At 72.5% G+C, this 25502-nt stretch carries 26 protein-coding genes and 1 pseudogene; 16 read left to right on the plus strand and 11 right to left on the minus strand.

What is annotated here, in order from left to right; all coding sequences use genetic code 11:
* Positions 1 to 31 precede the first annotated feature (31 nt).
* The 4 genes from QCZ28_RS21685 to QCZ28_RS21700 all read left to right on the plus strand — a co-directional run bounded on the left by QCZ28_RS21685 (position 32) and on the right by QCZ28_RS21700 (position 4333).
* The gene (locus tag QCZ28_RS21685) at positions 32 to 1237 is read left to right on the plus strand and encodes an ROK family transcriptional regulator (RefSeq protein WP_279518412.1); all 1206 of its coding nucleotides are present in this window, start codon (positions 32 to 34) and stop codon (positions 1235 to 1237) included.
* A gap of 141 nt (positions 1238 to 1378) precedes the next feature.
* The gene (locus QCZ28_RS21690) at positions 1379 to 2347 is read left to right on the plus strand and encodes an ATP-binding cassette domain-containing protein (protein ID WP_279518360.1); all 969 of its coding nucleotides are present in this window, start codon (positions 1379 to 1381) and stop codon (positions 2345 to 2347) included.
* Entirely contained in the window at positions 2344 to 3174 is an 831-nt protein-coding gene (locus QCZ28_RS21695) for an ABC transporter permease (protein ID WP_279518361.1), read from the plus strand. The genes QCZ28_RS21690 and QCZ28_RS21695 overlap by 4 nt, the downstream gene beginning before the upstream one ends.
* A 70-nt stretch (positions 3175 to 3244) precedes the next feature.
* Positions 3245 to 4333, plus strand: coding sequence for a crosslink repair DNA glycosylase YcaQ family protein (locus QCZ28_RS21700; RefSeq protein ID WP_279518362.1), 1089 nt, complete (start codon positions 3245 to 3247; stop codon positions 4331 to 4333).
* Between the two features lie 49 nt (positions 4334 to 4382).
* On the opposite strand, the gene QCZ28_RS21705 is transcribed toward QCZ28_RS21700, so the two are convergent.
* The 3 genes from QCZ28_RS21705 to QCZ28_RS21715 are packed head-to-tail and all read right to left on the minus strand — an operon-like array spanning position 4383 to position 6687.
* On the minus strand, positions 4383 to 5372 hold the full coding sequence (locus QCZ28_RS21705) for a transporter (RefSeq protein ID WP_279518363.1): 990 nt from the start codon (positions 5370 to 5372) through the stop codon (positions 4383 to 4385).
* A complete protein-coding gene (locus QCZ28_RS21710) occupies positions 5369 to 6259 on the minus strand; it encodes an ABC transporter ATP-binding protein (RefSeq protein WP_279518364.1) in 891 nt (296 codons plus the stop codon). The genes QCZ28_RS21705 and QCZ28_RS21710 overlap by 4 nt, the downstream gene beginning before the upstream one ends.
* A gap of 20 nt (positions 6260 to 6279) precedes the next feature.
* Positions 6280 to 6687 carry a GntR family transcriptional regulator gene (locus QCZ28_RS21715; RefSeq protein ID WP_030335957.1) on the minus strand — a complete coding sequence of 136 codons (408 nt, stop codon included), beginning with the start codon at positions 6685 to 6687 and terminating at the stop codon, positions 6280 to 6282.
* 227 nt (positions 6688 to 6914) lie between these two features.
* Between QCZ28_RS21715 and QCZ28_RS21720 the strand changes: the two are divergent.
* Positions 6915 to 7465, plus strand: a pseudogene (locus QCZ28_RS21720) (Nramp family divalent metal transporter); the annotation flags it as partial.
* A gap of 259 nt (positions 7466 to 7724) precedes the next feature.
* On the opposite strand, the gene QCZ28_RS21725 reads toward QCZ28_RS21720, so the two are convergent.
* Both QCZ28_RS21725 and QCZ28_RS21730 read right to left on the minus strand, forming a co-directional pair.
* Positions 7725 to 7997 (minus strand): hypothetical protein, encoded by a 273-nt coding sequence (locus tag QCZ28_RS21725; protein ID WP_279518413.1) that lies wholly within the window; start codon positions 7995 to 7997, stop codon positions 7725 to 7727.
* Positions 7998 to 8079: 82 nt separating this feature from the next.
* The gene (locus tag QCZ28_RS21730) at positions 8080 to 8280 is read right to left on the minus strand and encodes a hypothetical protein (protein WP_279518415.1); all 201 of its coding nucleotides are present in this window, start codon (positions 8278 to 8280) and stop codon (positions 8080 to 8082) included.
* 226 nt (positions 8281 to 8506) lie between these two features.
* Between QCZ28_RS21730 and QCZ28_RS21735 the strand changes: the two genes are divergently transcribed.
* From QCZ28_RS21735 to QCZ28_RS21750, 4 genes are all read left to right on the plus strand, one after another.
* Complete coding sequence (locus tag QCZ28_RS21735; RefSeq protein ID WP_279518414.1) at positions 8507 to 9616, plus strand: hypothetical protein; 1110 nt, start codon at positions 8507 to 8509, stop codon at positions 9614 to 9616.
* 29 nt (positions 9617 to 9645) lie between these two features.
* Positions 9646 to 10695 carry a nitronate monooxygenase gene (locus tag QCZ28_RS21740; protein WP_279518365.1) on the plus strand — a complete coding sequence of 350 codons (1050 nt, stop codon included), beginning with the start codon at positions 9646 to 9648 and terminating at the stop codon, positions 10693 to 10695.
* 67 nt (positions 10696 to 10762) lie between these two features.
* A complete protein-coding gene (locus QCZ28_RS21745) occupies positions 10763 to 11854 on the plus strand; it encodes an SRPBCC domain-containing protein (RefSeq protein WP_279518366.1) in 1092 nt (363 codons plus the stop codon).
* Between the two features lie 13 nt (positions 11855 to 11867).
* Positions 11868 to 12512 carry a hypothetical protein gene (locus tag QCZ28_RS21750; RefSeq protein WP_279518367.1) on the plus strand — a complete coding sequence of 215 codons (645 nt, stop codon included), beginning with the start codon at positions 11868 to 11870 and terminating at the stop codon, positions 12510 to 12512.
* A 55-nt stretch (positions 12513 to 12567) separates the two neighbouring features.
* Here the strand turns inward: QCZ28_RS21750 and QCZ28_RS21755 are convergent, their stop codons facing one another.
* Entirely contained in the window at positions 12568 to 14595 is a 2028-nt protein-coding gene (locus QCZ28_RS21755) for a glycosyl hydrolase family 28-related protein (protein WP_279518368.1), read from the minus strand.
* A gap of 208 nt (positions 14596 to 14803) precedes the next feature.
* Between QCZ28_RS21755 and QCZ28_RS21760 the strand changes: the two genes are divergently transcribed.
* The 4 genes from QCZ28_RS21760 (at position 14804) to QCZ28_RS21775 (ending at position 17089) form a co-directional block, all read left to right on the plus strand.
* Positions 14804 to 15886, plus strand: a complete 1083-nt coding sequence (locus tag QCZ28_RS21760; RefSeq protein ID WP_279518369.1) for a PIN domain-containing protein — start codon at positions 14804 to 14806, stop codon at positions 15884 to 15886.
* A gap of 218 nt (positions 15887 to 16104) precedes the next feature.
* Positions 16105 to 16326, plus strand: a complete 222-nt coding sequence (locus tag QCZ28_RS21765) for a hypothetical protein (protein WP_030335934.1) — start codon at positions 16105 to 16107, stop codon at positions 16324 to 16326.
* 211 nt (positions 16327 to 16537) lie between these two features.
* The gene (locus tag QCZ28_RS21770) at positions 16538 to 16771 is read left to right on the plus strand and encodes a winged helix-turn-helix domain-containing protein (protein ID WP_279518370.1); all 234 of its coding nucleotides are present in this window, start codon (positions 16538 to 16540) and stop codon (positions 16769 to 16771) included.
* 141 nt (positions 16772 to 16912) lie between these two features.
* Positions 16913 to 17089 carry a hypothetical protein gene (locus tag QCZ28_RS21775; RefSeq protein WP_279518371.1) on the plus strand — a complete coding sequence of 59 codons (177 nt, stop codon included), beginning with the start codon at positions 16913 to 16915 and terminating at the stop codon, positions 17087 to 17089.
* Between the two features lie 41 nt (positions 17090 to 17130).
* On the opposite strand, the gene QCZ28_RS21780 is transcribed toward QCZ28_RS21775, so the two are convergent.
* From QCZ28_RS21780 to QCZ28_RS21795, 4 genes are all read right to left on the minus strand, one after another.
* Entirely contained in the window at positions 17131 to 17679 is a 549-nt protein-coding gene (locus QCZ28_RS21780; RefSeq protein WP_279518372.1) for a DUF1062 domain-containing protein, read from the minus strand.
* Positions 17680 to 18067: 388 nt separating this feature from the next.
* The gene (locus QCZ28_RS21785) at positions 18068 to 19129 is read right to left on the minus strand and encodes a Gfo/Idh/MocA family oxidoreductase (protein ID WP_279518373.1); all 1062 of its coding nucleotides are present in this window, start codon (positions 19127 to 19129) and stop codon (positions 18068 to 18070) included.
* Positions 19130 to 19228: 99 nt separating this feature from the next.
* On the minus strand, positions 19229 to 19894 hold the full coding sequence (locus QCZ28_RS21790; RefSeq protein ID WP_279518374.1) for a response regulator transcription factor: 666 nt from the start codon (positions 19892 to 19894) through the stop codon (positions 19229 to 19231).
* Positions 19882 to 21174, minus strand: a complete 1293-nt coding sequence (locus QCZ28_RS21795) for a sensor domain-containing protein (RefSeq protein WP_279518375.1) — start codon at positions 21172 to 21174, stop codon at positions 19882 to 19884. The genes QCZ28_RS21790 and QCZ28_RS21795 overlap by 13 nt, the downstream gene beginning before the upstream one ends.
* A gap of 163 nt (positions 21175 to 21337) precedes the next feature.
* Here QCZ28_RS21795 and QCZ28_RS21800 point away from each other — a divergent pair, with 163 nt between their 5' ends.
* The 3 genes from QCZ28_RS21800 to QCZ28_RS21810 all read left to right on the plus strand — a co-directional run bounded on the left by QCZ28_RS21800 (position 21338) and on the right by QCZ28_RS21810 (position 24568).
* A complete protein-coding gene (locus tag QCZ28_RS21800) occupies positions 21338 to 22033 on the plus strand; it encodes an SDR family NAD(P)-dependent oxidoreductase (protein ID WP_279518376.1) in 696 nt (231 codons plus the stop codon).
* Positions 22027 to 23661, plus strand: coding sequence for an MFS transporter (locus QCZ28_RS21805; RefSeq protein ID WP_279518377.1), 1635 nt, complete (start codon positions 22027 to 22029; stop codon positions 23659 to 23661). Before QCZ28_RS21800 ends, QCZ28_RS21805 begins: the two co-directional genes overlap by 7 nt.
* Before the next feature lie 139 nt (positions 23662 to 23800).
* Positions 23801 to 24568 carry a TetR/AcrR family transcriptional regulator gene (locus QCZ28_RS21810; RefSeq protein ID WP_279518378.1) on the plus strand — a complete coding sequence of 256 codons (768 nt, stop codon included), beginning with the start codon at positions 23801 to 23803 and terminating at the stop codon, positions 24566 to 24568.
* 16 nt (positions 24569 to 24584) lie between these two features.
* On the opposite strand, the gene QCZ28_RS21815 is transcribed toward QCZ28_RS21810, so the two are convergent.
* Positions 24585 to 25427, minus strand: coding sequence for a helix-turn-helix transcriptional regulator (locus tag QCZ28_RS21815; protein ID WP_279518379.1), 843 nt, complete (start codon positions 25425 to 25427; stop codon positions 24585 to 24587).
* Positions 25428 to 25502 lie beyond the last annotated feature (75 nt).

The raw sequence follows: 25502 nt of genomic DNA on the forward strand, positions 1-25502 counted from the left end.
AGCCGGCGTCGGCCGTAACGCTGAATCCCCGCTGCCGTCGCTGCCCGGCGCCAGCCAGGAGGAGATCCGGCGGCAGAACCTCGGCGCTGTCCTGCGCTACGTCCACCTGCACGGACCGACGTCCCGCGCCGAGCTGACCAGCCGGCTCGGGCTCAACCGAAGCACCATCGGCGCCCTCGCGGCCGACCTGGTCACCAGCGGCCTGGTCACCGAGGAGGCGCCGGCCACCACCCGCCGCGCCGGCCGTCCCTCGCTGGTGGTCAGTCCCCGCTCCGACCGGGTCTACGCCCACGCGTTGAGTGTCGACGCCGACCGGCTGCGTGCCGCCCGGGTCGGCCTCGGTGGGCAGATCCTCGATCGGCGGGAGCTCCCTCGACCCAGCGGCATGTCGGCGATCGACGCCGTCGGACCTCTCGCGGACCTGGTCCGGGACATGGAACGCGCCGTGGTGGGCGACGCGCTGCTGGTCGGCGGCGCCGCCGGGGTCACCGACACCACCCGCGGCCCGGACGGCAGGATTCGGATCGCCAGCATGGACGAGACGCTCGGCGTCGCGCTGGGGGCGGAGTTCAGCGCCGGCCCCGGTTTCGTGGCCGGCGACCTGGCCGACATCGCCGGCCTGGCCGAGCACGTGCGCGGCGTCGCGGTCGGCGTCGACGACGTCATCTACCTGCACGGCGACCTGGGCATCAGCGCCGGCATCATCATCGGTGGCCGACTGGTGGTCGGCCACCGCGGTCACAGTGGCAAGGTCGGCCACATGGTCGTCAACCCCAACGGCCTGCCCTGCGGCTGCGGTTCACGCGGCTGCTGGGAAACCGAGATCTCCGAAGCCGCGCTGTTGCGCCACGCGGGCCGTGACCCGAGCGATCGCGCGGCGGTGGCCGAGGTGCTGCGCGCGGCGGCGGACGGCGACCCGACCGCCCGCGCGGCGGTCGAGCAGGTGGCCGACTGGCTCGGCTTCGGCGTGGCCAACCTGGTCAACGTGGTCAACCCGGACCTCGTGGTGTTCGGCGGCGCGCTGCGCGACATCTTCACCGCCGGGGCGGACGTGGTCCGGGACCGCCTGGACACCATGCCACTACCGGCCTCCCGTGAGCACCTGCGGTTGCGCGCGGCGGCACTCGGGCGCGACGCGGTCCTGATCGGTGCCGCCGAGTTGGCGTTCGACAAACTCCTGGCCGACCCGCTGAACGTCGGCGTCGCGGGCCAGGTCGGGACCAACGAGCCCGGCTAGCCGCGAACTGCCCGCCGGCTCCGGCGGGCTCCCGCTTCTCACCTCTCTCGCTGTGCTGTGGGCTTCGACGCGTCCAGCACTCCCGTACGGACTACCGTATGTTGTACGGTAGTGGCGTTGGCAACGTCGTGAGGGAGCGCTGTGACGACAAGAGGCGACGCGATAGCGGCCCAGGGGCTGCGCAAGCGATACCGGGACCGGTACGCGCTGGACGGCTTCGACCTGCGGGTGCCGCAGGGAACGGTGTGCGGCCTGCTCGGCCCGAACGGCGCCGGCAAGACCACCTCGGTACGGATCCTGTCCACCCTGCTGCGGCTGGACGAGGGTCGTGCCGAGGTCGCCGGGTTCGACGTGACACGCCAGCCCGACCAGGTGCGCTACCGCATCGGTCTGGTGGGGCAGCATCCCGCGCTCGACGAGGCGCTCAGCGGTCGGCAGAACCTGGTGCTCTTCGGCCGGCTGTTCCACCTCGGTCGCCGGCGGGCCCGGCAGCGGGCGGTCGAGCTGCTGGAACGCTTCGGTCTCGCCGACGCCGCCGAGCAGCCGGTCAGCACGTACTCGGGAGGGATGCGCCGACGGCTCGACCTGGCGGCCGGCATGATCCTGGCCCCCGCGGTCCTCTTCCTCGACGAGCCCACCACCGGGCTGGACCCGCGCGGGCGCAACGAGGTGTGGGAGTCGGTCCGGGAGTTGGTGCGAACCGGCACCACGGTGCTGCTCACCACCCAGCACCTGGACGAGGCCGACCAACTCGCCGACCGGATCTCGGTGCTCGAGGCCGGCCGGGTGATCGCCGAGGGTACGCCGGACGATCTGAAGACCCGGCTCGGCGGCGACCGGATCGAGGTGGTCGTCGCGGCGCCGACCGACCTCGCCGTCGCCGTCGCCGAGGTCCGCCGGGCGGTCGACGACGAACCGACCGTCGACGTGGACCGGCGGATGGTGAGCGTCCGGGTCGGTCACCGGGCCGGTGCGCTCGTCGACGTGTTGCGGGCGCTCGACGCCGTGAACATCGCGGTGGCGGACGTCGCGCTGCGCCGACCGACCCTGGACGACGTGTTCCTGCACCTCACCGGAGACCGGGCACCGACCGCCGAGGTGGTGGCATGAGCGCGGTGAGCATGCGGGCGCCGGCGGTGGACCTGACGCCCGGCCGTCCCACCCTCCTGGCCGACAGCGGCACCCTGATCTGGCGCAACCTGGCCCGGTGGCGACGCGACCCCGGCCCGCTGATCGCCTCGCTCGGCTTCAACATCCTGATCGTGCTGATGTTCGCCTACCTGTTCGGCGGCGCGTTGCAGGTGCCCGGCGGCGGCAGCTACCGGGAGTTCCTGATGCCCGGCATGTTCGTGATGACCATGGTCTTCGGCATCAGCCTCACCACGATGGCCGTCGCGGAGGACCTGGAGCGCGGCGTGACCGACCGGCTCCGATCGATGCCCGTTTCCCCGCTGGCGCCGCTGGCGGCCCGGGCGGTCGCCGACATGCTGTTCGCGCTGGTCACCCTCGGAGTCCTGCTGCTGACCGGTCTGGCAATCGGGTGGCGGGCGCACGGCGGGGCCGCGGCCACCCTGGCGGCGGTGGGGTTGATCCTGCTGCTGCGCTTCGCCCTGATCTGGGTCGGCATCTTCCTCGGGCTGGTCACCCGTGGGCAGACGGCCGTGGTGGCCGTGCAGACCCTGGAGTTTCCGCTCGGCTTCCTCTCCAACGCGTTCGTGGCCCCGTCCACCATGCCCGCCTGGCTCGGTGCGGTGGCCGCGTGGAACCCGCTGTCGGCGACCGTCGGCGCCACCCGCGAACTGTTCGGCAACCCCGGTTGGGGCGGTGACTCCTGGGCGGCGCAGCACTACCCGTGGCTGGCGGTGCTCTGGCCGCTCGTCCTGGTGGCGGTCTTCCTGCCACTCTCGGTTCTCCGGTACCGGCGGCTGGCCGACTGAGCGCGAGCCGCCGAGGAATCCGACTCGCTGGGCCCGGTCGATGTCGGTGAGCGCCGTTAGGCTCGCCGGCGTGGACGTGCACCGACTCGATCGGGCCCAGGCGCGGCGGATCGCCATCCGGGCCCAACTGCTGGCCGCCCCGCGCCCGAGCGACCTCATCACAGTGGTCCGTCAGCTGACCCTGGTGCAGCTCGACCCGACGGCCGCCGTCGCCCCCAGCGCCGACCTCGTCTGCTGGAGCCGGCTCGGCTCGTCGTACCAGCCGACGCAGTTGCGCGACGCCCTCGAACGGGACCGGACGCTGTTCGAACACCAGGCGATGGTGCGTCCGATGGACGACCTGGGGCTCTTCCTCGCCGCGATGGCGGCGGCGCCCGGCCACGAGCGCCACCGCGAGTGGCTGCGCGCCAACGACTCGTTCCGGCGCGACGTGCTCGACCTGCTCGGCCGCTCCGGTCCGCTGCTGTCCCGCGACATCCCGGACACGAGCGTCGTGCCGTGGCCGTCGTCCGGCTGGACCAACAACCGCAACGTCACCCAGATGCTGGAGTTCCTGGTCCTGCGCGGCGAGGTCGCGATCGCCGGCCGCCAGGGCCGACAGCGGCTCTGGGACGTGGCGGAGCGGGTCTACCCGGCCGGCGTGCCCGTCGTCGAGCTGGAGCAGGCACGCCGGCTTCGCAACGAGCGGCGGCTGCGGGCGCTGGGCATCGCCCGCGAGAAGGCGGTGGTGGTGCCCGGCGAGCCGGCCGAGGTCGGTGACGCCGGCGAGCCAGCGGTGATCGAGGGAGTCGCGGGCCGGTGGCGGGTGGACCCGGCCGCGCTCGGGCAGCCCTTCACCGGGCGTACGGCGCTGTTGTCGCCGTTCGACAGGTTGGTGCACGACCGGGTCCGCCTCTCGGACCTCTTCGCTTACGACTACGTGCTGGAGATGTACAAACCCAGGGCGGGTCGGCGGTGGGGCTACTTCGCGTTGCCGATCCTGCACGGCGACCGGCTCGTCGGAAAGCTGGACGCCACGGCCGAGCGTCGGCGCGGCACCCTCACCGTGCACGCCATCCACGAGGATGTGCCCTTCACCCCCGACGTGACCACCGCCGTGCACGACGAGGTGCGCGACCTCGCGTCCTGGCTGTCGCTGACCGTGGAGTTTCCCCGCTGACGGGTGATCGCCGAGGCCCCCGCCGCCCCGACGAGCACCCGTCAACCGGCTAGGCGATCCCGCGGACCCGGCGGACGGCGAGATAGAGCAGGAGCAGGGCCAGGGCGACGAAGATGCCCGTCTCGATGCCCTGGAACAGCCAGAACCGGTCCGCCGGCTGGTACAGCTGCCAGTTGTACGCGCCCGGTTCGAGGCCCAACTCGGCCCCGCAGACCCGACCGGTCGGCCCCTTTCCGCCCGGCGGGCACTGGATCTGGGTGCCCTCCGCGATCATCGTCCCGTCGGGGTTCCGGACGCCCTGGGTGAGGATCCAGTTCCCTCGGTTCATCTCCGGTGGCCCTTCCGTCTCGATCGGGAAGGTCTTGGTGCGGGCGGCCTGGTAGTGCGACCGGGCCAGCATCTCCACCGCCGCCCGTACGCCGATGAAACCGGCGAGCGTGATGCCCATGGCGGGCAGCATCCGCTTCCACACGGTGCCGGCGAAGACGCCGAGCGCGACGGCGAAGAGGGTGTAGCCGATCGGGACGATGCCCTGCAGGTCGAAGACGATCATGCCGAGCCGGCCCTCGTCCGCGACCTGGGTGAGCGGGTCGACCCACCACGACATGCCCAGCCCGTAGATCGCCGCGAGGACCAGCGCGGTCCCGCCCACCAGCCCGAACTTCACCAGGGCCCAGCGGGTCCGGCCGACGCCCTGGGTCCAGACGAACCGGTGCGTGCCGTGCTCCACCTCGCGGGCGACCAGTGGCGCGCCCCAGAAGAGGCCGACCAGTGCCGGCAGGGCGATCAGCAGCACGGCCACCAGGTTGAGGCCGCTGTACTGGTTTCCGAAGCGGCGGAAGCCGGCGTCGCAGGTCTCCCGGGTCGCCATCGCCACGTCGGGGTCCGCGAGCTGGCGGACGCAGTCCGTCAGCCCGAGGTCGGCGAAGGTGTGCCGCATCGACAGCCCGATCGGCACCAGCAGAGCGGCCAGCGCCGCGAGCCCCAGCACTGTGTAGAACGCCTGCTTGCGGTGTTGCCGCCAGGTCAACCAGATCATGCTGCCACCCCCCACTCGCTGTGACTGGTCTGCGTGGTGCCGTCGGCCAGGTGGGCCAACACGACGTCCTCCAGGCTGACCTCGCGGATCGTCCAGGCCGGATCGGTGACCGGCCCGTCGGTGCGGACCAGCAGGGTGGACTGCCGGTCGGTGTGACTGGCCCGGATCACGGCGGTGACGCCCCCGATAACGCCGCCGTCGTGGCGGGGGCCGACCAGTTGCCGGTGCTCGGCGACCAGGTCGTCGACCGCGCCGGTGAGCTGCACCTGGGAGGCGTTGAGCACGATCAGGTAGTCGCAGACGCGTTCCAGGTCGGCCAGCAGGTGTGAGGAGAGCAGGACGGTGGTGCCTGACTCCGCGACGCTGCCCATCAACGACTGGAGGAACTCCCGTCGGGCCAGTGGGTCGAGGCTGGCGACCGGTTCGTCGAGCAGCAGCAGCCGCGGCTGCTTGGCCAGTGCCAGGGCGAGCGCGACCTGGGCCCGTTGCCCGCCGGAGAGCTTGCCGACCGGCTTGTCCGGCGGTATGCCGAGCTGGGCCAGCCGCTTGCGGGCCAACCCCGCGTCCCACCGCTTGTTCAGCTTGCCGCCGGCGGTGACCAACTCGGACGCCGTGAAGTCCCGGTACAGCGGGGTGTCCTGGGCGACGAAGCCGATGTCGGCCAGCCCTTCCGTGTCGCCGTAGGGAGACCGGCCGAACACCCGGATCGTGCCCTCGGTGGGCTTGAGCAGCCCGACGGCCAGGTGCAACAGCGTGCTCTTGCCCGCGCCGTTGGGCCCGACCAGCGCGGCGATCCGTCCGGCCGGCAGATGCAGTGAGCAGTCCCGCAGCGCCCAGGTGCTGCCGTACCGCTTGCCGAGCCGGTCTGCTTCCAAGACCATGTCCATCCCTTGTCCTTTCGTTGCGTTCACGCGGGCTCCTTCTGCGGGGCGTCGTCGGCGAGGGTGGCGCGCAGCGTCGTCTCCACCAGGGCGATGACGTCCTCGGCCGTGAGGCCGGCGGCCTGCGCCCGGTGCAGCCAGGCGACCAGGTCGTCGCGCAACTCGGCCTGATTGGGCAGGGACGCCCCGGCCAGGGTGCGTTGGACGAAGGTGCCCACCCCGGGCCGGCCGCCGACCAGACCCTCGATCTCCAACTCCCGGTACGCCTTCAGCACCGTGTTCGGGTTGATCGCCAGGGATTGCGCGACGTCCCGGACCTTCGGCAACTGGTCTCCCGGCGTCAGCAGGCCGACCCGCAGCGCCTGTTTCACCTGCTGCACGAGCTGCATGTAGGTGTTCACCTTCGACCGGCTGTCCAGTACGAACTCGATCACTCGCGATGATCCTTCCTGTTGTCCTACGACAGTAGGACTAATAGACAGCTTCATCGTTGCCCGGTGAGCTGTCAAGCCCACCCCGGCCCGTTCACCCCCGCGCGGCACTTGTCGGCTCGCGGGTGCCGGGCCGGCCCAGGTGGCACCGGCAGGCCAGCGGTTGGCACCGACGGGCCAGCCCGACGGGAAGGGACCGGCAGCGATCCGCGTGGACGGGGAGGGGTTCGATGGTCACCAACGAACTGACGACGTCGAGGACGACCCCACTACAGGCCGCTCGCGCCCGGGGCCGGGTACGCGGCCGGCTGATCCTGCTCGGCCCGGCGTTCGTCGCCGCCGTCGCCTACGTCGATCCGGGCAACTTCGCCACCAACTCCGCCGCTGGTGCCCGCTACGGCTACCTGCTGGTCTGGGTCGTGGTGGTGGCCAACCTGATGGCGATGCTGGTGCAGACCCTCACCGCGAAGCTGGGTCTGGCCACCGGGCGCAGCCTGCCCGAGCTGTGCCGGGAACGCCTGCCCCGGCCGGTGAACCGGATGATGTGGGTGCGGGCCGAGCTGGTCGCCATGGCCACCGACCTGGCCGAGGTGATCGGTGAGGCGGTGGCCCTGTACCTGCTGTTCGGCATCCCCCTGCTACCCGGCGGGATCATCATCGGCACTGCCGCGTTCGGTCTGGTGCCGCGCCTGCAGGGCACGGACACGTGCTGCTGGCCGCCGGCATCCTCGGCGCGACAGTGATGCCGCACGTCATCTACGTGCACTCCGCGCTCACCCGATGGGCAACCTGGTCAACCACCCGCTCACCACCGCCGCCGCGTCCCTGGTGGCGGTGCTGGTGGTCGCGCTCAACGCGTTCCTCCTCCGGCAGGTGGCTGCCGGCTGAGCCGGCGGGTCGGCGCTGCCGGCTGAGCCGGCGGGCCGCCTGGGTTCGACTCCCCACGAGCGTGATGCCTGTGAGTCATCTTTATGACCCACAGGCATCACCCGTTGAAGACCAGGTCGGCTGGGCCCGTGTGGTGGCGGGGCGGGCGTGGCTCAGGTGCGACGCCCCTCGTCGCGGGCCGGGATCTCCTGACGCTGTTCGAGGGCGTCCGCCGGGTTGGCGTCGGCCGGCAGCGAGGTCACGTCCTCGAGCGTGCCCGCCGGGAAGGCGCCCTGCTCGGCCAGGTCGGCCTCGGCCGCCTCCGGGTCCACGTCACCCGACACCCGGTCCGGCGGCCCGACGTCGAACGCGTCCTGTCGTTGCTCAAGGGCATCCGCCTCCGGAGGAGGGATCGTGCCGCCCTGTTCATCCCGGTACGTGCTCATCGGAGCCTCCCACCCGGCGGGTGTCGACATGCCGCCGGGCCGCTGCCTACCCACCAGCGCCGCACTCAGGCCGCCATGCCGCTCAAGAGTTGGGCAATCCGGAACGGGCTCCGGCAGCCAGCCCCAACGCCAACAGCACGCACCCGGCGCCGACCAGGAAGAGCAGCGAGGCGGTCGGCTGGCCCAACCACTCCCAGTACGGGTGCCAGGCCTTCACCGCGCCCCGGCGTCGACGCCCCTCGGTGCGCCGGCTGACCCAGCCGAAGACCATCCAGCCGGCCACCGCGCCGAGCACCGTGCCGGGCGGCCGAGGCGCAGCAGCCGTCGCCCGAACCGGTCGGCCGGCCTGGTGTCCGCACGGTCATGGACATCCTCCGGCTGCAGAATCGGGCGCAGCGACAGTACATCGACCAGGGTCCGGGCGCGTCCCCCGGATGACCGCCGCCGGTGGCCGGGATCGGCCAGGATGGGCGGGTGGCCGTTCACGGCCGCGACGAGGAGGGTGGGCGATGCGGGTACGCGGACGGTTGACCTGGGGGCGGCGTGCTCGCGCGCTGGCGGTGCTGACCGTGTTGCTCGCCGGCGTGCTGCCGCCGGCGGTGGCGCTGGTGCCGGGCACCGCCTCGGCGGGCGCGGCGGCGGGCACGCCGGTCTGCGAGGTGCGGGACAACCGGCTCCGCGAGATCTCCGGGATGGTCGCCACCGACGACGGGTACGTGGTGATCAACGACGGGGCCGACGACGAGGCGCGCCGCCGGATCTTCTTCCTCGACGAGCGGTGCGCGGTGCGGCGAACCGTCTCCTTCCCGTCCCGACCCCGGGACACGGAGGACCTGGCCATCGGCCGGGACGGCACCGTCTGGGTCGCCGACATCGGCGACAACGACCGGTCCCGGCCGACGGTCGGGGTGTGGCGACTCGCGCCGGGGGCGGAGCAACCGGTGCTGCACCGGATGACCTACCCGGACCGTCCGCACGACGCCGAGGCGCTGCTGCTCGACGCGTCCGGTCGGCCGCTGATCATCACCAAGGGTGGCAGTGGCACCGTCTTCCTGTACGCGCCGACCACCGCGCTGCGGGCGGACGCGACGACGCCGTTGACCGCGCTGGGCCAGGTGACACTGCCGACAACCACCACCAGCAACCCGTTCTCCTTCCTGGGTCGCGGGGTGGTCACCGGCGCCGCGTCCGCCCCGGACGGACGGCGGGTGGCGCTGCGCAGCTACGCCGACGCCTTCGAGTACGACGTGCCCGACGGCGACGTGGTCCGCGCGTTGACCACCGGCACCGCGCGGATCACCCCGCTGCCGGACGAGCCCCAGGGGGAATCGATCACCTACAGTCGCGACGGCCGGTCGTTGCTCACCGTCTCCGAGTCCGCCGGCCAACCCGCCAGCCGCCCGACGATCCTGCGCTACCCGGCCACCGCCACCACGGCCACCGCCACTCCCGCCACGGAGTCCGTCGGCCCGGTGTCGCCCACGGCGGTCCGTCCGGCCGCCGGGCAGGTCGGCGGCGCGGGTGGGCGGACGTGGCCGCTGGTGGCCGGAGCGGGGACGCTGGTGTTCCTGCTCGGGCTGGCCGGCGTGCTGCGCTGGAGGCACACCGCGCGCCCGTGAACGGCCCGGGCCTGCGGCAGGATGGGGGGATGTCCGTCCTGTCCACGTTGCGCCACCCGATCATCGCCGCCCCGATGGCCGGCGGCCCCTCCACTCCCGCGCTCGTGGCCGCCGTGTCCGGGGCGGGTGGACTGGGCTTCCTCGCCGCCGGAATGATCGACACCGAACGGTTGGTCGCCGACGTCGCCGAGGTCCGCGCCCGCACCGACCGGCCGTTCGGTGTCAACGTCTTCCTGCCCGACCCCGGCGGCGTCGACGAGGCGGCCATCCAGGCGTACGCCAAACGACTCGCCCCGCAGGCCGGACAGCGCGGGGTGAGCCTCGGCGAGCCGGTGGGAGGCGACGACGCGTACCCGGAGAAGCTGGCCGCGCTGCTCGCTGACCCGGTCCCGGTCGTGTCCTTCGTGTTCGGTCTGCCCGACCGGGCGGCGGTGACCGCCCTGCGCGAGCGGGGCACCGAGGTGTGGGCCACCGTCACCCGCCCGGACGCCGCGACCGCCGCCGCCGACCTGGGTGTGGACGCCGTGGTGGTGCAGGGCACCGAGGCCGGTGGGCATCGTGGCGGCCTGCCGGACGACGACGACTACGGGGTGCTGCCGCTGCTCCGGCTGACCGCCGCCCGCTGTGACCGGCCGCTGGTGGCCGCGGGCGGCCTCGTCGACGGTCCCGCGGTGGCCGCCGTGCTGGCCGCCGGCGCCGCCGCCGCGCAACTCGGCACGGCCTTCCTGCGCTGCCCGGAGGCGGGCAGCTCGCCGATGCACCGGGCGGCGGTGGCCGGTGCCACGCCGACCGCGTTGACCCGGTCGTACACCGGTAAGCGGGCCCGTGGGGTGGCCAACGACTTCCTGCGCCAACACGACGCGGTGGCACCGCGCGGTTACCCCCAGGTGCTCCACCTGACGCGCCCACTGCTGGGCGCCGCCCGGCGCGACGGGGACGCGTCGGTGGCCAACCTGTGGGCCGGGCAGGCCCACCCGCTGGCCCGGGAGCTGCCGGCGGCGCAGGTGGTCGCCGAGGTGAGTGCCGACGCCCGGGCGGCGCTGGCCACAGTGGTCGCACGGTCCGCTCGCTGGGGCTGATCAGGACGCCGGCAACCGGCTCGGGCGGGCCGGACAGGCCCGGCGGGCAACCGGTTAGAGTCTCGCCGTGATCGAGATCGGTGCGCAGGTCGACCTGTCCCACCCGGCTGAGCGGGTCTGGCTCGCCCTGACCGACCGGCAGTTGCTCGGCCGGTGGTTCGCCGAGGCCGAGACGGTCGAGGGCGTGCCGGACCGGCTGCTGCTGCACACCGCCGGCCTGCCCGGCTTCGACGCCAACGTCGAGGTCGAGGTGACCGAGCGACAGGAGCCGGACCTCCTCGTGCTGTCCTGCGACGAGGCCGGCCGGCTCAGCGAGCTGACCTGCACTGTCACCGCCACCAAGCAGGGCTGCCGGTTGGAGCTCCGGGAGGTCAGCACGCACGGCGCGTGGTCCGGCGAGCAGCACGAGCCCCGTGAGCAACAGCTGCGGCAGGCGCTGACCGTGCGGCTGCCGGCCATCCTCGACTGGCTCGCCTTCCAGCAGGTCGACCTGCGCCGCGCCGACGGTGGGATGACAGCGGAACTGCCAGTGCTCGGCGTACGCGGCAGGGCCGGCCGCAACCCCCGCCGGCGTCGCACGCTGGTCGCCGTTGTGGCCGGGGCGGTGCTGCTGGCGGGGACGGCGGCCTGGGTGACGTTGCCGCCGGACCCGAAACCGGTCGCCGCGCCCGCACCGGCCCCGAGCGCGTCGCCGACGGTGACCCCCGCCCGGAGCACCGTCGCCCCCTCGGCGACCCCCTCGGCGCGCCCCACGCGGGTCACCGCGTCGCCGACCACCCGGCCGAGCCGGACCCCGTCGGCGAAGCCCTCGCGCACCACCGAGTCGGCTGCGCCACCCACGCCACCGACGCCCGTGACGGCCCGCTACCAGACCGACTCCAGCCGGTTGTTCGGCTACACCGGCGAGATCGTGGTCGGCAATCCCGGCGCCACCGCGGTGGCGGACTGGTCGGTGGTGGTGACCCTCGCCGAGGGCACCACTGTCGACGACGTGGACGGCGCGAACTGGCGACAGGACAAACGGGTGATCACCTTCACCGGAACCGCCGTGCCGGCCGGGGGATCCCAGACGATCAGCTTCGACGTCCGCGACAGCCGGCCGAAGGCCCGGGAGCCGGAGAGCTGCACGATCGGCGGGCAACAGTGCGCGGGTCTCTGACTAGGCTGCCGTCATGGCACTGCTGCACAGGGCGACCCTGCACCCCACGAAGCTGGACCTGCTGACGGCCTGGCTGCCCGACCGACAATGGTTCGCCGGACCGAAGGGCGTCGAGGTGGTGAGCCGGGGCGCCTACCGCTTCGACGACCCGGCCGGCGAGGTCGGCATCGAGACGATGCTGGTCGCCGCCGCCGACGGGCCGGTCCACCAGGTACCCCTCACCTACCGCGCCGCCCCTCTCGACGGTGCCGAGCAGTGGCTGGTCGGCACCACCGAACACTCGGCGCTCGGCCGGCGCTGGGTGTACGACGGCTGCGCCGACCCGGTGTACGCCGCCGCGCTCGCCCACGCGATCCTCACCGGTGGCGGCCAGGCGGAGCAGTACTTCGAGGTCGACGGCCGGCGCGAGGTACGCGAGCCGACGATGACGATCGAGGTCGGCGAGACCGGCAGCGACAACCCGCCCCCGGTCGGCACCCTGCGCCGGGTCGTCGACGGGGACGGCACGCTCATCAGCACCGACACCGTCGAACTGGTGGTCGTCCGGCGGCCCGGGGCCGGTGCCGACGGGGCCACCGGGGCCACCGGGGCCACCCTGAGCGGCAGGTGGGATGGTCAGCCGACGAGCGTGCCACTGGCGTACGCCCGGGTGCGCTGACCCGCCTGTCCCGAGTGCGCGGTGGGCGGCCCGGATGCCGGACCGCCCACCGCGTTCACCACCGCGCAGGAGGCGGGGGCGGCGACACGGGCGGCCGGTCGTCGCAGGTGATGGTGTTGGGCAGCAACCACGGTGCGAGCCAGCCGCCGTCGTTGCCGCCGAGGTCGGTCAGGGCGAATTCCGAACCGGTCGGGGCGAAGTGGAACGACCCGCAGTTGTTGACGCCGACCGCGCCCACGTTGCGGGCGTCCACGTTGGCGAACGAGGCGGACCCGGCCGTGCGGGCGCTGACCACCGAGGTGCCGGTGCCGTCGACCCGGACGTCGGAGAACCGCACGTCGGAGATCGAGTAGAGGTCCTTCACCGGCCAGTCGCTGACCAGCATGATCGCGTTGTAGGTGTTGTCCAGGTACGCGTCGCCGGTCACCTCGATGCCCGCCTCGATGCTGCGGTCCAGGGCGAAGAGCCAGATCGCCCCGAGGCCGATGTTCCAGTTCAGCTCGTACGTGCCGGCGCGGGCGGTGGTGTTGTTGGTGAACCGCAGGTGCCCGGTGAACGGCTCCGCGCCGAAGCGGGACCCGGCGTGCAGGCCGCTGCCCTCCCGTACCGGGTCGGCGACGAGGTTGTGCGAGACGGTGGTGTCGGTGCCGCCGTAGATGGCGATGCCGTTGGCCAGGGTCGGCGACTGCACGGTGTTGTGGTCGAACGTGTTCCGCGCGTTGGCCGTCTTCTCCGACCACATCGCCAGGCCGTCGTCGCCGGTGTTGCGGACGAAGTTGTGCGCGACCAGGGAGTCGGTCACCCCGGTGTGGAAGTTGAGGGCGTCGGCGATCTGGTCGACGATGATGTTGTTGGTGACCCGGACGTTGCGCATCCGGCCGTCGAACCACAGGCCCGCCTTGGTGTGGTGCAGGTAGAGCCCGTCGATGGTCGAGTCGCTCATCGCCCCGCCGATCGCGTTGACCTGGTCGGTGTCGATGCGCTCCCGCACGTCGCCCTCGATGGCGAAGCCGGAGAGGTGCACGTTGCGGCTGCCGCCGTCGGCGGCGTCCCGACCGTAGAACCCGACTCCGGTGTGCACCGAGCCGTCCGGCGCGGGGGTCGGCAGGGCGACCTCGCGGCCCTTGATGACGGTGTGCCAGTTGCCGGCGCCCTCGATGGTCACGTCGTCGACGATGACGTGCCGGTTGACCTGGTAGGTGCCCGGCGGGAGGTACACGGTGAGGTGGGCTCGCCGGGCGAAGGCGATGGCCCGGTCCAGCGCGTCGGCGGAGTCCCGCCGGCCGGTCGGGTCGGCGCCGAAGGCGAGCACGTTCGCCGCGAGCAGCCGGACACGCGGCGGGGCGACCAGTTCGGAGTCGAGCAGGTCGATGACCGTCCAGGCGGCGGCGCTGCCGGGCGGCGCGGTGAGCCGGACAGTGTCGCCGGCCCGGTACGTACGCCCGAGCAGGAGTCGCTGCTCGTCGTAGAAGTGGGTGGGCCGGAACGGTGTGCTGATGCTCGGGTACGGCGTGGTGGCCGACGGCACGCACTGGCACTCGGTGATCCACCAGTCCGGGTGCAGCAGCCCGGCCTGCGGGTCGTTGGTGAAGGGGTACTGGTTGTAGAGCCACGAGTACTGCGAGGTGAGCGTCATGGTGCGCAGATGCGTGCCGTTCACCGCGACCCGCAGCGGCGCGGTGATCCCACCTCCCTGCGGCGCGTCCGGGATGCTGTACCGCACGGTGATCCCGTTCGCCGCGCTGGGCAGGACGAACTCCACGTACTCCCCGGGGGTGAGCCGGACCGCCCGGCGGCCGGAGGCCTCCGCGGGCAGGGTGTATGCGGACCGGTCCGGCCCGATGATCTCGCCGTTGGTGCGGGCGTTCTCCGCTTCCTGCTCCAGGAAGCGGACGTCCGCGCCGCGCCCGGCGACCAGCGCCGGGTCGAGAGCGGCCCGGGTGACCACCGGCCGCGCGCCGGTGGACCCGGGTGGACTGGCGGCGGCCGAGGTGGGCCCGGCGACCAGCACGGCGAGACCGGCCGCGAGCGCGACGGCGGTGCCGCCGGGCCGTCCCCGCGTCGGCGTGAGGCTGCGAAACATCGGTGACCCTCCTGAGTGGGTGGTGGTGGAGGTCCGCCCGGCGCCCGACATTGATCGTCATGATGCAGCACCGAACAGGGCACTGCAAGACACCTATCGAACAACGAAAATAAACGACCGCAAGGCAGCAAGAAATGGACGGTTGTCGAGTTGAGGTGGCGCGCGTCGCCCACCCCGACCAGCTCACGCCCGGCGTAGGCTGATCCGCGTGGATCAAGAAGACCGGATCGCCCTCTTTCTCGACTACGAGAACCTCGCGTTGGGCGCGCGTGACCATCGCGGCGGCGTGGCCTTCGACTTCCGGCCCATCGCCGACGCGCTGGCCGAACGGGGCCGGGTGGTGGTCCGCCGGGCGTACGCCGACTGGTCCTACTTCGACGAGGACCGCCGGATGCTCACCCGCTCCCACGTCGAGCTGATCGAGATCCCGCAACGGATGGGCGCGTCCCGCAAGAACGCCGCGGACATCAAGATGGCCGTCGACGCGATCGAGTTGGCGTTCGAACGCGACTACATCTCCACCTTCGTGATCTGTAGCGGTGACAGCGACTTCACCCCGCTGGTGCACAAGCTGCGCGAGCTGAACAAGCGGGTCATCGGCGTCGGGGTCGAGGGGTCCACCTCGGGGCTGCTGCCCCCGGCGTGCGACGAGTTCCTCTACTACGACCGGCTGGAGGGCGTGGACATCCCGCCGACCCGGGGTGGGCGCGCGCGTCCCGCCACCCGGCAGGCCGGCGCGGACCAGCGCCCGCCCGAGCCGGAGCAGGAGGTGGACCGTCGGCCGCAGGAGGCGGAGCCCGACCGGGACGCGGACACGCTCGCCGTGCAGGTCGCCCAGTCGGTCGCCGGCCTGCAGGGCAGCGCCAACGGTGAGGTCACCGCGTCCCGACTCAAGCGCACCCTGCTGCGCAAGGACCCGACCTTCAGTGAGTCCGACTACGGCTTCCGCACCTTCGGTGAGCTGCTGCGTCACCTCGCCGAACGCAACGTGATCGAGCTGGCCGAGGGGCCGGCCAAGGGTGACCCGGAAGTCTCGTTGCCCGAGCACGGCGACCGCGAGGTGGCGTTCGGCCTGCTCCGGGGCGTGGTGGCGGACCTGGGCAGCGGCGGCAACCCGGTGGCGCTGTCCGGTCTGAAGAACCAGGTACGCCGGGCCCGCCCGGACTTCAGCGAGAAGAAGCTCGGCTACCGCAGCTTCCTGCAGTTCTGCAAGGCCGCCGCCACCGCCGGCGTGCTGGACCTTCGCTGGAGCCCCGAAGCCGACGACTACCTCCTGACAACTCATCCCTGACCCCACCGCCCTTGATCAACAGGGGCTGGGGGTGGGGAGTTGCGGGGTGGAGGCACAGTAGGGCTTCCCTGATTTGCAACTCAGGAGGGGGAGAACCGCCCGTTATGGTTTCGAACCGTCAACGGTTGGGCGGAAATGCGCCCGGATTGTCACTCTTGCCCCGGTCCGGTCATTCCTGCGCCGTACCCTCGGCGCGGGAATTGCTATACGGTCGGCGAATGAAGGTGGAGGAGCACTGGTGGAACGGAGACACGACCCCGCGCGGGCGCCGGGACGTGTACATCCGTACTGACGGGCAGGGTTGGGAGGTCCGCGCCCAGATCGGTGGGGCGTCGGGTCGTGAGCGGGTGCAGCAGTGCCCCAGCCGGGCCTCGGCGGCCATCCTCGCCGACGCCTGGCGCGGCACCCACCCATCCTGGCGCGAGCTGAAGCAGCGCTGATCCGGCACCGGGCCGGGTCGGCAACGCTCCCGGGTTCCAGCCCGGCGCGCCCGCCGACCGGCCCGGCGCTCGGTACGTTGGTCCAGCCGCAATCGCTGAGCGGTTCACCCGCCGACCACGTCCAGCTCACAGGTCACCTAAGGTAATGTTGGTCTTGAAGGCGTGTGGGCGGCGTGATCCGATGGAAGGTGCCGAACGAAGGAACCTTCACATGCCCATACCTACCGGCGGATACCGCGAGGTGGCTGAGGATCTTGCCGCTCGCATCAAGAGCGGCGAGTACGCGGCGGGGGAGCGTCTGCCCACGTACAGCGAACTATCGGACCTCTACGACGTCAGTGTGACCACGGTCCAGCGCGCGATCATCGTTCTTCAGACACGCGGCTTGGTGGTGGGACTTCAGGGCCGTGGCCTGTGGGTCGCCGAAGACCTGGGATCTCTGTGATCAAGTGATGAGAACTAGGTCCAGGTAGGCGGATTCAGCTCAGTCTCCTCACCTGATGAAGGGATGGCGGCAGATCTCCGTGTCTCCGCCCGCAGGTCGGGTACTCGCAGGTCTGCCGGTCGCGCCCGATGGAGGTCGCCCATGTCGCAGGGCCCCGACGAGGAGAACCGCAGGCTCGACGAGGAGATCCGGGAGGCCGAGCGCCGGCTCGCCGACCTCACCGCCTCGTCGGATGACGCGCTGGCCGACGACGACGCGCTCACCGACGACGACGCCCGGGCACCGGACGACGCCCCCTCGGAGAGGAACGCCGACTAGGGGCCTGCCCAGCGTCACGCCGGACAGGCCCCGAGGCCGGGTCAGCGTTTCAGCGTGAAGGTGAAGTCGCCGGAGAGCTTGCCGCTCAACCGGGCCACCGAAACGACCTTCCCCTCGGTGATGAGTCGGTCGACCTCGGCCCGCGACAGACCAGAACCCTCAGCGATCAGTCGTGCCGGGCGGACCGGTATCCGCGCCGCGTTGCGGACCTCGACCTCGATCACGTCCAGGTCCAGGTGATCCGATCCGCCGGTGTCGAGACGCCAGGCGTCGGTCCAGTCCAGGGCGAACCGGTTGCGATGCCGAACGTCCGGATCCTGGAGCAGTTCGGCGGTCAGGCCGGGGTCGTTGGCGTGGAGCCGGTCCAGCGTTTCGCTCGGGATGGTGCGTACGGTCATCCGCTCCAGGACGGTGAGCTTGACCGTGTCCCCGCACATGGTGCAGAGCGCGAGCAGCCAGACGTCGATGAGCTTGTGGTTGGCGTTGACCCGGAACTTGCCGCTCGCCCGAAGGCGCTGGGACGCGCACCCGTGGCAACGGCGGTGAATGATGGGCAGGCAGGTGGGCACGACGGCCCAGTTTTTGAGCACAGAAGTACACCGGTTTCAGTGAGAAGTCCGCAGCAAGAAGGAGCGCGGCGCAGCTGCGCGACGCGCGACAGATCAGTTCTTGGGGGGTCTCACAGGGTGTACAACGGCACGTCCTCGCCTAAGGCCTGTTTCACAAGAACTGGCCGGCCTGCGGCGGAGTCCGGACGACGACCGGCGGCGTTGCGGTTCCGTCCGGATACAACATCGGTATCCGGACGAAACCGCGCCTTGCCGGATCGCCGCCCGGACTCCGCCTCGGCTCGACCGCCCTTATGAAACAGGCCTTAGCCGACCAAGGTTGCGCAGCACCGTATCGACGCACGGGGGCGCCGTTCCACTGGTTTTCGCGTACGCCTCAGCCGCCCAGGTGGCGGGACGTGCGGACCGGTCAGACGGTCGGGACCGGCAGCACCACGCCCTCGGCCGCCGACCGGTGCGCCAGCTCGATCAGCTCGACGGTGTGGACCGAGTCCCGTGGGTCCACCGGCATCGGTGTGCCGTCGCGCAACGCGGCCGCCACCTGTGCGTAGAAGCTCTGGTACGCGCCGGGCGCGGTCGGCACCGGCCGCAGGTCACCGTCGACACCGAGCAGGCCGTAGCGCTCCGGCGGGACCTCGCCCCAGCCCGGCTGGTCCGGTCGGCCGCCGTCGTGCAGCGCCGCCTCCTGCACGTCCAGCCCGTAGCTGGTGTAGCCGGCCCGGTCGCCCAGCACCCGCAGGCGCGGCCCGAGTTGGGCGGTCACCGCGCCCATCCACAGGTGCGAGTGGACCCCGTTGGCGTGGGTCAACGCCACGAAGGCGTCGTCGTCGACGGCTGCGCCCGCGCGGCGACGGTCCACCTCCGCGTAGACGCGGTCGACCCGGCCGAACAGCTGCACCGCCTGGTCGACGAGGTGGGCGCCGAGGTCGAAGAGGGCACCACCGGCCTCCTCCGGACCGGCCAGCTCCCGCCAGCCCGGCTTGATGGTCGGGCGGAACCGCTCGAACCGGGACTCGAAGCGCAGCACCCGCCCCAACTCGCCCCGCTCGACCAGCTGGCGGACGGTCAGGAAGTCGCCGTCCCAGCGGCGGTTCTGAAAGACCGTCAGCGGCACCCCACGCTCGGTCGCCTCGTCGACCAGCGTGCGGCCCTCCGCGGCGGTCGGGGAGAGGGGCTTGTCGACGACGACCGGCAGGCCGGCGGCGAGCGCCGCGCGCGCCATCGGCACGTGCTGCCGGTTCGGCGTCGCCACCACGACCAGGTCCAGGTCGTCAGGGGTACGCCACAGCTCGTCGGCGTCGTCGACCAGGCGGGCGTCCGGGAAGTGCTGTCGGGCCTGCTCGCGCCGCTGCGGATCACGGGTCACGATGGCGTCGAGCCGCAGCCCCGGGGTCGCGGCGATCAGCGGCGCGTGGAACACCCGGCCCGCCAGCCCGTACCCAAGCAGACCAACCCGCAGCGCCTTCGCCATGCCGTGCCCCCGTCTCCCCGGGCCGTGCCCTGGTGACGGCGGCCCCGCTGATCGAATCTACGCCCCGGACGGTCGTGCTCGGCCGCGGCCCGGCGCTGGTCAGCTCGCGGGGTCGGCGCGCAGGTAGGTGAGGACCGCGAGCACCCGCCGGTTGGTGTCGTCGCTGGGGGGCAGGTCGAGCTTCAACAGGATGTTGCCGACGTGCTTGCCGACCGCCGCCTCGCTGACGTGCAGGCGGCCGGCGATCGACGCGTTGGAGCGCCCCTCGGCGAGCAGCGCCAACACCTCGCGTTCCCGGGCGGACAGCGCGGCGAGCGGGTCACGGGGGCGGTGCAGAAGCTGCCGGACCACGTCCGGGTCGATGGCGGTGCCGCCGTCGGCGACCCGGCGCAGCGTGTCGACGAACTCGGTGACCTCGGCGACCCGGTCCTTGAGCAGGTAGCCCACCCGTTGGCCGTCGCCGCTGTCCAGCAGCGCCGCCGCGTACCCGGTCTGCACGTACTGGCTGAGCACCACGACCGGGAGGTGGGGTCGGTCGGCGCGCAACGCGACGGCCGCGCGCAGCCCGTCGTCACGGCGGCCCGGCGGCATCCGGATGTCGGTCAGCACCAGGTCCGGTTGGTGTTCGCGCGCCGCGGCCAGCAGCTCCGGTGCGGAGCCGACGGCGGCGCAGACGGTGAAGTCGAAGCGGGTCAGCAGCGCCACCAGACCCTCGCGCAGCAGCACCTCGTCCTCGGCGAGCACCACCCGGGTCACCGACGGCATGGCAGCTCCACCCGGACCACTGTAGGCCCGCCGGCCGGGCTGGACAGCAGCAGCCGGCCGCCCACGGCGGCGACCCGGTCGGCGAGACCGGTCAGGCCGGTGCCCCGCGCCGGGTCGGCGCCGCCGTGGCCGTCGTCGGTCACCTCGACGACGAGGTCACCGTCGGCCCGGGTGAGGTGGACGTCGGCGCGGGTCGCCCGGGCATGCCGGGCGACGTTGCCCAGCGCCTCGGAGACCACGAAGTAGGCGGTGGTCTCCACGATCTCCGGCAGCTCGCCGTGCAGGTCGGCGCGCACGGTGACCGGGATGGTGGCGGCGTCGGCCAGTTCGCGTACCGCACCGGCCAGGCCGAGGTCGGTGAGGCTCTGCGGGCGGATGCCGTGCACCAACTGCCGCAGCATCACCATCAGGCCCCTGGCCTGGTCGTGCGCCACGGCGAGGGGCCGGGCGGCGGGGGAGTCCTCGGGTACGTCCAGCCGGGCCAGCCCCAGCTGCAGGGTGAGGCTGGTGAGTCGGGGCTGCGCGCCGTCGTGCAGGTCGCGTTCGATGCGGCGGCGTTCGGCCTCGTACGCCCCGACCAGTCGGGTGCGGGAGCGGGTCACCTCGCGCAGCGCCGCCGCGTCCACCGGGTGGGCCAGCAGCCACCGGGCCACGGCCGCCTGCACGGCGGCGAGCAGGCCGACGGCGTACCAGAGCACCGGGATCAGCAGCACCCCCACGATCGCGTACGGGACGGCCTCGCCGGTGCTGTCGATCGGCTGCCAGATCACCACCGGCTCGTTGGCGTCACCGGTCAGCCAGGGGCTGGAGATCATTCCAAGGTCCAGCAGGACCAGCAGCAGGAACACCCAGTACGCGACCGGCGCGAAGCCGCCCAGCCAGAACAGGTACGCCACCTCCCGCCAGGTGGCGGCGCTGCGGTAGCGGGCCACCAGGCCCGGCCACGGCGACGAGGGCAGCGGACGACCGTCGACGAGCCCGACCCGCCACCGCTCGACGGCGGCCACCGGAAAGCTCACCAGCGGGGCCAGCGCCAGCAGGATGAGGCTGCCGGTGGCCAGGAACAGCGTCAGCGCGACGCTCGGCGGCCGGCCGTGCAGGCGGAACGCGTTGACGGCGGCCAGCAGGGGCGCGCCGATGACGAGCAGCCCGACGGTGAGCACGCCGGCGATCGGCACGGTGGTCACCAGGTAGGCCAGCGCGCGCCAGGGCCACGCGGTGAGCAGCCAGCGGCGGCGGCGCAGCGCCTCGGCCAGGCGCGAGGGGGGTTCCGTGGTCATGCCGCAGACGCTAATCGGCAGCGACCGGGCGCCCCAGCCGTCCAGATCCACTCTTCGAGGTATGCCCAGCACTACCCGGCGAACGGGTGTGCGGGGTCCGGAAAGGGGAAGAACGGGCCGTCACGCGGTCCGCGTGACCGGTGTCGGCGGCGGCTGGAGAGACATGGGTGCCAGAACCTTCGTGGTGGTCGGCGGGACCAGCGGTCTCGGCCTCGCGGTGGCCCGACTGCTCGTCGACGAGCACCGGGTTGTGGTGTTCGGCAACGTGCCGGCCGAGGTCGCCGCCGCGACGGACGAGTTGGGTTGCGACGGGGCGGTCTGCGACATCTCGTCCTACGAGCAGGTCCGCGACTCCTTCGCCGGGGTGGTCGAGCGCTACGGCACCATCGACGGGGTGGCGGCCTGCGCCTCCATGTGGGCGGGCGGCGACCTGGGGGACCTGTCGGTGGAGCACATCCGGCGGGCCGTGGAGATCAACGTTCTGGGCATCACGTACCTGCTGCGGGAGGCGGTGCGGCATCTTGACCGGCAGGGCCACGGCAACGTCGTCTACATCGGCGCGCTGGCGTTGGCGGCCCCCCGGCCCGGCATCCCCGTCTACCGGGCCACCAAGAGCTACGGCAACAGCCTGGTCGACTCGCTGGCCGAGGCGCAGCACAGCAACCGGGTGAAGGTGATGCAGCTGCACCCCGGGCCGATGCCGACCCGACTGCAGGAACGGGTGGGCGCCGAGTTCCTGGACGAGGTGTACGCCATGCCCGAACAGGTCGCCACCGAGGTCGTCCGGTTGCTGCTGCTCGAACCCGACGACCTCTACGTCTCCGGTGAGCGCGTGCTGCGCGCGGACGGGCGGTGGTGACGGCCGCAGCCGGACCCGCCGACCGTCCGGCCTCGGCGTGGGCGCCGCTGCGGACGGCGGTCTACCGCAACCTGTGGCTGGCCCTGCTCGCCGCCAACATCGGCACCTGGATGCAGACCGTCGGCGCGCAGTGGCTGCTGATCAACCATTCCAACGCCCCCACCCTGGTCGCGCTGGTGCAGACCGCCAGTCTGCTGCCGGTGCTGCTGCTGGCGTTGCCCGCCGGGGTGCTGGCCGACAGCTTCGACCGCCGGCACCTGCTGATCGCCGTGCAGCTGTTCCTGGTGGCGGTGGCGGTGGCGTTGACGCTGCTCACGCTGACCGACCGGATGCCGCCGGCGCTGCTGCTCACCCTCACCTTCGCGTTCGGGGTCGGGCAGGCGCTGACCCTGCCGGCCTGGGCGGCGGTGATCCCGGAACTGGTGCCGCAGGACCAGCTGCGATCGGCGTCCGCGCTCGGTTCGATCAGCGTGAACGTGGCCCGGGCGGTCGGGCCCGCGGTGGCCGGTGTGCTGATCGCCCGTACCGGCGTCGCCCCGGTCTTCGGCATCAACGCGGTCGCCTTCGGCGTCTTCGCGTACGCGCTGTGGCGCTGGCGGCCCCACAACGCCCGCGCGGTCGAGGTGCCCGAGCGGTTCACCGCCGCGTTGCGGGCCGGCAGCCGCTACGTCCGCCACTCGCCGACGGTGCGCCGGCTGTTGCGCCGCGCGTTGGTCTTCGTGATCCCGGCCAGCGCGTTGTGGGCGTTGCTGCCGTTGGTCGCGAGTCGCCGGCTGGGACTGGGCTCCGGTGGGTACGGGGTGCTGCTGGCCGCCCTCGGCGTGGGCGCCATCGGTGGCGGTGTGCTGCTGGCCGTGATCCGCACCCGACTGTCGGCCAACCAGCTCCTGCTGATCGCCGGGGCTCTGTTCACGGTGGCGCTGACCGTGGTCGGCACCGTGCCGGTGGTGCCGCTGGTGCTGCTCGCCCTGCTGCCCGCCGGGATGGCCTGGGTGACCGTGCTGGCCAACGTCAACGCCGAGATGCAGCTCTTCCTGCCCAGCTGGGTACGCGCCCGGGGCCTGGCCGTCTACCAGGTGTGCTTCGCCGGTGGGCAGGCGGTCGGCGCGCTGCTCTGGGGTCTGGTGGCCGACATGGGCGGGTTGGTCCTCGCGTACCTGGCGGCGGCGGCGCTGATGCTGCTCGGCACCCTGACGAGCCGGATCTGGCCGTTGCCCAACCTGCGGTCGGTGAACCGCGAACCGGCGGCGTACTGGCCACAGTTGCACCTGGCGCACGAACCGGACCCGGGGGTGGGGCCGGTGCTGGTGACGGTGCAGTACACCGTCCGGCCGGAGCGGGCCCAACAGTTCCTGGCGGCGATGGACCTGGTGCGTGGCGCGCGGCAGCGGACCGGCGCGATGCGCTGGGGGCTGTTCCGCCCGGCCGAGACGGTGGATCGCTTCGTCGAGGTGTATCTGGTGCCGTCCTGGGACGAGCACCTGCGCCAGCACGGCGGCCGGTTGACCGGTGAGGACCGCGCGGCCGAGCAACGGGCCCGGGAGCTGACCGACGGGGAGCCCGAGGTCCGGCACCTGGTGCCCGCCGCCGCCGGCCCCACGCTCTCCGACGACCGCGAGGCGCTCTGACCGGGCACCGTCAACGCGAGCAGCGGTCCACACCGGACGTCGACCGGTTCGCCCAGCAGCGCCGCGCCCAGCCAATCGGCGAAGGTGGGCGCCCGCTGCCGGTACGACGTACGGCACCGGCGGTTAGCATGGCGGGACTATGGCGACTGAGCGTAAGGCGACCGCGGACCCGGCCCGCAGCCTGGCCCTTCTCTGGCGCACCCGGGAGCCGACCAGCCGCAGCGCCGGCCCGGCGCTCAGCGTCGACCGGGTGGTCCGGGCCGCGATCGACATCGCCGACGCCGAGGGGCTCGACGCGTTGACCATGCGCCGGGTCGCCGAGGCGCTGGGCGTCGGCACCATGTCCGTCTACACCTACGTGCCGGGCAAGGCCGAACTCGTCGCCGTCATGATCGACACCGCGTACGGCGAGATGCCGCGACCCGCCGTCGAGGGCGACTGGCGCACCCGGCTGGAGCGGATCGCCCGGGACAACCTGGCGCTCTACCAGCGGCACCCCTGGATGCTGCGGGCCGAGACGACCCGACCGGTCCTCGGCCCGCACCTGATGGCCAAGTACGACTACGAGCTCGCCGCGATCGTCGACATCGGGCTCACCGACGTCGAGGTCGACGCGGTGCTCACCCTCGTGCTGGGTCACGTCAAGAGCGCCGCGCGCGCCGCCTCCGAGGTGGTCGACCTGGAGCGCGAGACCGGCATGACCGACGGCCAGTGGTGGCAGTCGCACGCGCCCTGGCTGGAGCGGTTCATGACGGCCGGCGCCTACCCGATCGCCTCCCGGGTCGGCACCGCCGCCGGCCAGCAGCACGGCGCCGCGTACGGCCCGGAGTACGCGTTCGAGTTCGGTCTGCAACGCGTCCTCGACGGCATCTCGGTGGTGGTCGCCGAGCGGGCGGCCAACCGGTAGCCCGGCCCGGTTCGGGTCAGCGCGACGCGCCCCGTTCCGCCGCCCTGCCGACCCTGCGGGCCAGCCGGGCGAGTGACCGCGCCGACGGGCTGCCCGGCTCGGCGTGGTAGATCACCAGCGACTGGGTGGTGCCGCTGATGGTCAACTTCTCGTAGCGCAGCGCCAACTCGCCAAGCTGTGGGTGTTGGAACACCCGCACCCCACCGCCGGCACGGGCGGTGACGTCGTGCCGGGCCCACAACCGCCGAAACCGCTCACTGCCGGCCGTCAGCTCCTCGACCAGCTCGACGAGGCGGGGGTCGTCCACCTCCGGGCCGACCTGTGCGCGCAGGCCGGCCACCGCGTTGGCCGCGACCGCCGTCAGAGCCGGGTAGAGCGCGGGCACGCTGGGGTCCAGGAAGACCGCGCGCAGCAGGTTCACCCCGGCGGTGAAGATCGGTGCCAGCGCGGTCGCGACGGGATTGGCGAAGAGCACGTCCAGGTGCCGCCCGTGTACGAAGGCGGGCGTCTCGGCCCACGAACCGACCAACTGCCGGATGCCCACCGGCACCCGCTCCGACGGTCGCGCCCTACGGCGGGCCGGCACCGGCCGGGCCAGGCCGTGCAGATGCGCCGCCGCGTCCGCGTCCAGCAGCAGCGCGCGGGCCAGCGCCTCGACCACCTGCGTCGACGGGTGTCGGTCACGCCCCTGCTCCAACCGCAGGTAGTAGTCGGCGCTGATGCCGGCGAGCAGGGCAGCCTCCTCGCGCCGTAGGCCGGGGACCCGTCGACGGCCGTGCGCGGGCAACCCGACGTCACCCGGCCCGATCAGCTCGCGCCGGGCACGCAGGTATTCGCCGAGCGGGCCGGCCGTGCTCACCCGCCCATCGTAGGAGCAGCCACCGTCCGCCCAGCCTGGTCCTGTCACTACCAGGAAAAGCAGGGAACCGGCTAG

This window comes from Micromonospora sp. DH14 (assembly GCF_029809455.1).
Taxonomy (GTDB): domain Bacteria; phylum Actinomycetota; class Actinomycetes; order Mycobacteriales; family Micromonosporaceae; genus Micromonospora; species Micromonospora parva.

Bases quoted from the DNA above. Each gene is read 5' to 3' on its own strand.
- QCZ28_RS21695 (WP_279518361.1), top strand. From the start codon at position 2,344: ATGAGCGCGGTGAGCATGCGGGCGCCGGCGGTGGACCTGACGCCCGGC.
- QCZ28_RS21705 (WP_279518363.1), bottom strand. From the start codon at position 5,372: ATGATCTGGTTGACCTGGCGGCAACACCGCAAGCAGGCGTTCTACACA.
- QCZ28_RS21710 (WP_279518364.1), bottom strand. From the start codon at position 6,259: ATGGACATGGTCTTGGAAGCAGACCGGCTCGGCAAGCGGTACGGCAGC.
- QCZ28_RS21725 (WP_279518413.1), bottom strand. From the start codon at position 7,997: ATGAGCACGTACCGGGATGAACAGGGCGGCACGATCCCTCCTCCGGAG.
- QCZ28_RS21735 (WP_279518414.1), top strand. From the start codon at position 8,507: ATGCGGGTACGCGGACGGTTGACCTGGGGGCGGCGTGCTCGCGCGCTG.
- QCZ28_RS21740 (WP_279518365.1), top strand. From the start codon at position 9,646: ATGTCCGTCCTGTCCACGTTGCGCCACCCGATCATCGCCGCCCCGATG.
- QCZ28_RS21750 (WP_279518367.1), top strand. From the start codon at position 11,868: ATGGCACTGCTGCACAGGGCGACCCTGCACCCCACGAAGCTGGACCTG.
- QCZ28_RS21755 (WP_279518368.1), bottom strand. From the start codon at position 14,595: ATGTTTCGCAGCCTCACGCCGACGCGGGGACGGCCCGGCGGCACCGCC.
- QCZ28_RS21765 (WP_030335934.1), top strand. From the start codon at position 16,105: ATGAAGGTGGAGGAGCACTGGTGGAACGGAGACACGACCCCGCGCGGG.
- QCZ28_RS21770 (WP_279518370.1), top strand. From the start codon at position 16,538: ATGCCCATACCTACCGGCGGATACCGCGAGGTGGCTGAGGATCTTGCC.
- QCZ28_RS21775 (WP_279518371.1), top strand. From the start codon at position 16,913: ATGTCGCAGGGCCCCGACGAGGAGAACCGCAGGCTCGACGAGGAGATC.
- QCZ28_RS21785 (WP_279518373.1), bottom strand. From the start codon at position 19,129: ATGGCGAAGGCGCTGCGGGTTGGTCTGCTTGGGTACGGGCTGGCGGGC.
- QCZ28_RS21790 (WP_279518374.1), bottom strand. From the start codon at position 19,894: ATGCCGTCGGTGACCCGGGTGGTGCTCGCCGAGGACGAGGTGCTGCTG.
- QCZ28_RS21795 (WP_279518375.1), bottom strand. From the start codon at position 21,174: ATGACCACGGAACCCCCCTCGCGCCTGGCCGAGGCGCTGCGCCGCCGC.
- QCZ28_RS21800 (WP_279518376.1), top strand. From the start codon at position 21,338: ATGGGTGCCAGAACCTTCGTGGTGGTCGGCGGGACCAGCGGTCTCGGC.
- QCZ28_RS21810 (WP_279518378.1), top strand. From the start codon at position 23,801: ATGGCGACTGAGCGTAAGGCGACCGCGGACCCGGCCCGCAGCCTGGCC.